General features: G+C 63.1%; 4 protein-coding genes, 1 tRNA gene and 2 pseudogenes. 4 read left to right on the top strand and 3 right to left on the bottom strand.

Translation table 11 applies throughout. The features are described from left to right. The first annotated feature begins 179 nt into the window (after positions 1-179). Together YO9_RS0113945 and YO9_RS0113950 are read left to right on the top strand one after the other, a co-directional pair. A complete protein-coding gene (locus tag YO9_RS0113945) occupies positions 180-755 on the top strand; it encodes a hypothetical protein (RefSeq protein ID WP_223286605.1) in 576 nt (191 codons plus the stop codon). Positions 756-825: 70 nt separating this feature from the next. Next, positions 826-1,847: pseudogene (locus YO9_RS0113950) on the top strand (zinc-dependent alcohol dehydrogenase family protein). Between the two features lie 4 nt (positions 1,848-1,851). On the opposite strand, the gene YO9_RS0113955 reads toward YO9_RS0113950, so the two are convergent. Continuing rightward, positions 1,852-2,529, bottom strand: a complete 678-nt coding sequence (locus YO9_RS0113955; protein WP_223286606.1) for a histidine phosphatase family protein — start codon at positions 2,527-2,529, stop codon at positions 1,852-1,854. Positions 2,530-2,736: 207 nt separating this feature from the next. On the opposite strand from YO9_RS0113955, the gene YO9_RS0113960 reads away from it, so the two are divergent. Beyond that, on the top strand, positions 2,737-3,192 hold the full coding sequence (locus tag YO9_RS0113960; protein WP_016998045.1) for an ester cyclase: 456 nt from the start codon (positions 2,737-2,739) through the stop codon (positions 3,190-3,192). 127 nt (positions 3,193-3,319) lie between these two features. On the opposite strand, the gene YO9_RS0113965 is transcribed toward YO9_RS0113960, so the two are convergent. Both YO9_RS0113965 and YO9_RS0113970 read right to left on the bottom strand, forming a co-directional pair. Further along, a tRNA-Val gene (locus tag YO9_RS0113965) sits at positions 3,320-3,392 on the bottom strand. A 125-nt stretch (positions 3,393-3,517) separates the two neighbouring features. Then, positions 3,518-3,955, bottom strand: coding sequence for a hypothetical protein (locus YO9_RS0113970; RefSeq protein ID WP_016998046.1), 438 nt, complete (start codon positions 3,953-3,955; stop codon positions 3,518-3,520). Positions 3,956-4,384: 429 nt separating this feature from the next. On the opposite strand from YO9_RS0113970, the pseudogene gndA reads away from it, so the two are divergent. Then, positions 4,385-5,841: pseudogene (gene gndA, locus YO9_RS0113975) on the top strand (NADP-dependent phosphogluconate dehydrogenase). Positions 5,842-5,878 lie beyond the last annotated feature (37 nt).

The raw sequence follows: 5,878 nt of genomic DNA on the forward strand, positions 1-5,878 counted from the left end.
CGGCGTCGTCGCCGGCAACGGCGAATGAGGCGGGGGAGAGCGAGCCCAAGCCGCGGCGCAAACGCCCGGCCAAGAAACAGCAGGAGACGGCAACGCAGCCGCGGTTGCTGTAGCGTCGACGACCATCGCCTACCCTGGGCAACAGAAGTCTCAGTTGAATTCCCGGTGCCGAAGGGGACGTGCGTGGCCAAGAATCCGGAACACCTTCCGCCGTACAAGAAGTGGGATTGCTCTGGCGGTCGACCTTCGAGCTGGAGTACCGGGGCTCCTTACTGGTTGCGGACGTGGACTTCTTCGATTTCTCGGAGAAGATCCGGTTGTACCGGGACGGCGAATTCGTGGCCGTGGACAGCTCGCCCGCTCGATTGCGCGTGGACGACCACGCGACCGTGGAAGCGGCTTTGTCGCTGTACGGCATGCAGTATGTGCGACTGGTGCATCTGGACGGTCGCCCCGCCGACTCATTCCGACCCAGCGCGGGAACGGGGGAGGACCGACGTGCAAAGTTCTCGGCCAACCACCCGACCGCTGACGCAATCATCTCTGCGTGTTCCTGGATCGTGTTGGTTCTGGCGGTCGTGACTCAGCTTCCGGAGCTCCTGAATGTTCTGGGTCGGCTCCTGGACTTCACCGCTCCCACGTTCGACTTGCCGGGCTGGCTGAACACTGCCCTGCAGATCGGCGGCATCCTGGCCGGATTGGACCGCGCGCTGCGCATGAAATTCAATCGCTGGATCGACAACACACACCTCTAGGCGTCGTTCGGTAAATTCGCAGCCTGACCGGTAAGAATACGGCGCACACCAATTCAAGGAGAGTCTCGTTATGCGCGGTGTCATGATTCACGCCCCCGGTGATATCCGAGTGGAAGATCGCCCGGACCCGGTCATCGAAGATCCCACGGACGCATCATTCGAATGGCGGCCACCTGCATTTGCGGTTCTGATCTGTGGCCTTACCGCGGCTACGGCGATATCCCCGAACCTGCACCCATGGGGCATGAGTACGTGGGCGTGGTCGAAGAAATCGGTGCCGACGTCAAGAACGTGAAGGTCGGGGATTTCGTGATCGGTTCCTTCTTCGCCTCGGACAACACGTGCGAAATCTGCCAGGACGGCTACCAGAGCCGCTGCGTGAACAACGTGGGCATGGGCGGGATCGGCACGCAGTCCGAGTATGCGCGCATTCCTCTGGCCGATGGCACGCTGGTCGCGACCCCGTCCCAGCCGACCGATGAGCAGATTCCTCATCTGCTGGCGGCTTCGGACGTTCTGGGCACGGGTTGGTTCGCCGCCGTGGCCGCCGAAGTCGGGCCGGGCAAGACGGTTGCGGTGGTCGGCGACGGCGCCGTGGGACTTTCCGGGGTTCTCGCCGCCAAGCAGCTGGGCGCCGAGCGCATCATTGCGATGAGCCGACACAAGGACCGCCAAGCCCTAGCCACAAAGTTTGGCGCCACCGACATCGTGGAAGAGCGCGGTGACGCGGGCGTCGAGAAGATCAAGGAAATGACCGGGGGACTGGGCGCGCACTGCGTCATCGAGGCCGTGGGAACGCAGGAAGCCATGCAACAGGCCATCAAGTCCACGCGTCCGGGTGGGCACGTGGGATTCGTGGGCGTCTCACACGGTGTGTCCATCGACGGTGGTCAGTTGTTCATGTCCGAGGTGCACCTGCACGGAGGCCCCGCTCCGGTGCGACGGTTCCTGCCGGAACTGATCGACCTGATCATGAAGGGTGAGATCACCCCGGGTGACGTCTTCGACCTGACACTGCCGTTGGAACAGGCCGCGGAGGGCTACACGTCCATGGACGAACGTCGAGCCACCAAGGTGTTGCTGACGGTCTGAGCAGTCAGCGGACCGGATCCGCAGCCGCACCGTCGGTCGCGGGGTCCTCGAGCGGTGCGCCGCCCAGGGCCTGCTCCTGCCAGTGGGTCACCACCCAGCGGTCGTCAGAGCCCTCGATGATCACGGCGCCGGTATTGGAGAGCGCGTTGTGCGCCACGAAGTCCACGTCGATGTTCTCGCACCGGGCTGCGGTCCAGGCACGAATGATGGCGCCGTGGGAGACCAGGATGGGGACCTCTCCCTCCGCGGCGCCCTCGACGGCTTCCGTGACGACGGCGCTGAATCGCCGGATCACGTCGTGGCCGTCTTCTTCGGAGCCCGGGATGCGAGCGTTCCAGTCACCCGCGGACCAGCCCACGGCGGTGCGGACATACGTCTGAATGGATTCTTCGTCACTCGCCATTTCCAGGTCTCCCGCCGAGATCTCGCGGAGACCTTCGCGCACCAGAGGTTCCAGGCCGAAGTGGCGAGCCAGGGGAGCGGCGGTCTGCTGCGTCCTCACGAGATTGGACACGAACATCGTTCGGACTGGTTCACGCCCTAATGTGTCCACCAGCGCGTCGGCTTGTTCCCGCCCGAGTTCCGTGAGGTCAGCGCCGGGGGCGGCCGTATCCAGGTTATGGCCCACATTGGAGCTGGTTTGACCGTGTCGAACGAGGATGAGCCGCAAGGGTGAAGACACCTTTCAATGGTGGGAGCGCGAACCGAAACCGTGTGGCTCAACGCATGTCTCACCATTCTGACCGGTGTTGTGTGCCAAGTGAAACCGAGGTCAGGACTCCCGCAGCGGGAACCCCTAGTGGTGACCTCACCGCAGGTCTAGTGTCAAAGGCATCAGCAACCGGTTGCCTTGCCGTGCGTGGGACAGCCCACATGAACGGAGCACGCCATGAATGCGAATGGCACCAAGGACCCGGTCCGGGTCATGCAACGCATGTTCGATGAAGGTTTCGCCACCGGTGACGGGACCGTGGCGGACGAACTATGTTCCCCGGAGATGATCGATCACCAGTTCGGTTTGGCGGGTACGGGCGCGGAAGCTATTGAGCACGTGAAGGCGGCGATGGCTGACGTGCACGGAGCCTTTCCGGACATCAAGTTCACCATCGAGGATTCTGCGACGACACCCGGCCCGCACGGTGACACGGTGTGGGTCCGTGCTCACGGGCACGGTACTAATACCGGTCCGTTTTTCGGACCTCCCACCGGCCGTGAAGTGGATTTCACCGTGATCGACGTGGCCCGCGTGGTCGACGGACAGATCGTCGAGCACTGGGGAGTTCCGGACCGCTTCGCCCTACTGGCCCAAACCGGTGTTCTGGATCGGTTGACGGCCCAGTCCTGAGCCATGATTTGGGTACCGGCCCGTCAAGGAACTGCGTTGACCGGCTATCGATAAGGGCGGACAAAGGTATATGACCCTGAAATGCAGAAGAGACCACCGAACGGTGATCTCTTCTGCATTGTTTCCGTGGGCCCTACCGGGATCGAACCGATGACATCTACGGTGTAAACGTAGCGCTCTACCAGCTGAGCTAAAGGCCCTTTTATAATCGGGTGGACATAACTGATACAGCTGCCAGCACCCGATTGGGGTATAGCTTACCTGCACGTAGGTAGTTTCTGACAAGTGCAACCGAACGTTCGGTTATGTGTCGTTGATCACGCATTCAATCGCCACTGATCTGCTGTAACAGGGGTTTCCAGACACCTTTCCAATGAGCGATCGCCTCGGTGCCCGAGAGCTTCGAATGAGTCAGCGTGACCAGCGTTCGGCCGTCAGCTTTACGCGTGATTTCCGCTGCTGCCCGGGACCCATCCGAGAGGTCCCTGCGCCAGCGCCACCACTTCTCCGTCACGGATGTGCGGGGCTCACCGGACCACGCGATCGAAGCCCCGTTCTCGTCAGCGAGACGCAACCCGGAATCAGCGGCAATGCGCGTCCACGCGGCCAGCGAATCATCCGGAGACAACGGCACCGTCTTACTCACGCTGGTGCGGAACGTGCCGTCCGAATCCTGGCCGACGACCCGTCGTCCAATGGCTTGTTCATAGGCCAGGGCCACGGACTGCGCCCACCAGCCGGGGTTCGTAACAGCCTCCGGCATGTTTCGGAGAGCCACGTCCGCCAGTTGAGGATGAGAAAGAGATGCCCCACCGGCTTCGCTCAAAAGGGAAGCCCAATCCGCCCACTCCCGAGACGTTGCCGGGTAATCGCGGCGGCCTTCGCTGGTGTGTTCACGGCCCTCAGCTATCCAACCCACCAATGTGAGTCGGTTAACACCGAGTCAAGTGGCACAAAGGGGCAACCATGCGTTAACGTAGTAGTCACGAACGCGCCGAGAGGTGCTTTCGAACCAGGGGACGCTGGTGCGCTAGATCGCCTTCGGGCGTGACAGATACGGCGGTTCGATTCCGTCGGTCTCCACGACTGAAACCCCGGGCCTCAAGGTCCGGGGTTTTCTCATGCCCAATTGTGAGCGTGGGAACAAAGGGCAATCACTGCTCAGACCCCCGCGCGTGCGTAGGCTTATCTCATGGCTGAAGATAAGAAAGCTCAGATTGGCGTCACCGGCCTCGCGGTGATGGGCGCAAACCTCGCCCGCAACTTCGCTCGTCACGGCTACACCGTGGCCCTCCACAACCGTTCCGTGGGTAAGACGGACGCTCTCATCAAGGAACACGGTTCCGAGGGCGATTTCATCCGCACGGAAACCATGCAGGATCTCGTGGACTCCCTGGAGCGGCCGCGCCGCATCCTGGTGATGGTCAAAGCCGGCGAGCCCGTGGACTCCGTGATCGAACAGCTCACCCCGCTGCTCGATGAGGGCGACATCATCATCGACGGTGGCAACTCCTACTTCCAGGACACGCGCCGTCGTGAGCGCGAGTGTGCGGAGAACGGCCTGCATTTCGTGGGCATCGGTGTGTCCGGTGGTGAAGAGGGCGCGTTGAACGGGCCGTCCATCATGCCGGGAGGTTCCGAGGAGTCCTACAAGACCTTGGGCCCCATGCTCGAGGACATTTCCGCCAAGGCCAAGGACGGCAAGCCGTGCTGCGCCTGGATCGACACGGACGGCGCCGGTCACTTCGTCAAGATGGTCCACAACGGCATCGAGTACGCGGACATGCAGGTCATCGGCGAGGCGCACGAGCTGCTGCGCTCAGTGGCCGGCCTGGAACCCGCCGAACAGGCAGACGTGTTCGACGAGTGGAACAAGACCGAGCTCTCTTCCTACCTGATCGAGATCACCGCGCACGTGCTGCGCCAGGTGGACGCCAAGACCGGCAAGCCGTTCATCGACATCATCGCGGACGCTGCTGGCCAGAAGGGCACCGGTCGCTGGACCGTGCAGGAAGCGCTCGAGTTGGGTTCTCCGGTCACGGCCATTGCCGAGTCCGTGTTCGCCCGCGCGCTGTCCTCGTCCGAGCCCCAGATGCGCCGTGAGGCCCAGGAGATCCTGCCCGCCGGCATCGGTGACACGACCGAAGACGTGGTCAAGGACCCCGAGTTCGTGGAGGACGTCCGCAAGGCGCTCTACGCGTCCAAGCTGGTCTCCTACGCCCAGGGCCTGGACATGCTGACCATGGCCGGCCGCGAGTACGGTTGGGACCTCAACCTGGCGACCATCGCGAGCCTGTGGCGCGAGGGCTGCATCATCCGCGCCGAGCTGCTCAACGTGATCATGGAGCGTACGCCGGTGACAAGGATCCGCTGAACCTGCTGTTCGCCCCCGAGTTCGTCGCGGCCATGGAAGACTGCCTGCCCGCATGGCGTCGCGTGGTCGCTCGCGCCGTTGAGCGCGGCATTCCAGCGCCGGTCTTCTCCTCGGCCCTGGCCTACTACGATGCACTGCGCCGCCCGCGCCTCAACGCCGCTCTCACTCAGGGTCTGCGCGACTACTTCGGCGCACACACCTACAAGCGCGTGGACGATCCCGAGAGCTCGTACCACGTCCTGTGGAGCGGCGATCGTTCCGAGGTCGTCTCCTGACGCGAGGCTGACACAGCCGACGACGCCGCGGGCCCCC

Source organism: Kocuria atrinae C3-8, assembly GCF_000286355.1.
In the GTDB taxonomy this organism is placed as follows: Bacteria; Actinomycetota; Actinomycetes; order Actinomycetales; family Micrococcaceae; genus Kocuria; species Kocuria atrinae_A.

Excerpts from the sequence above, each read along its gene's own strand:
- YO9_RS0113970 (WP_016998046.1), bottom strand. The coding sequence starts at position 3,955 with ATGCCGGAGGCTGTTACGAACCCCGGCTGGTGGGCGCAGTCCGTGGCC.
- YO9_RS0113960 (WP_016998045.1), top strand. The coding sequence starts at position 2,737 with ATGAATGCGAATGGCACCAAGGACCCGGTCCGGGTCATGCAACGCATG.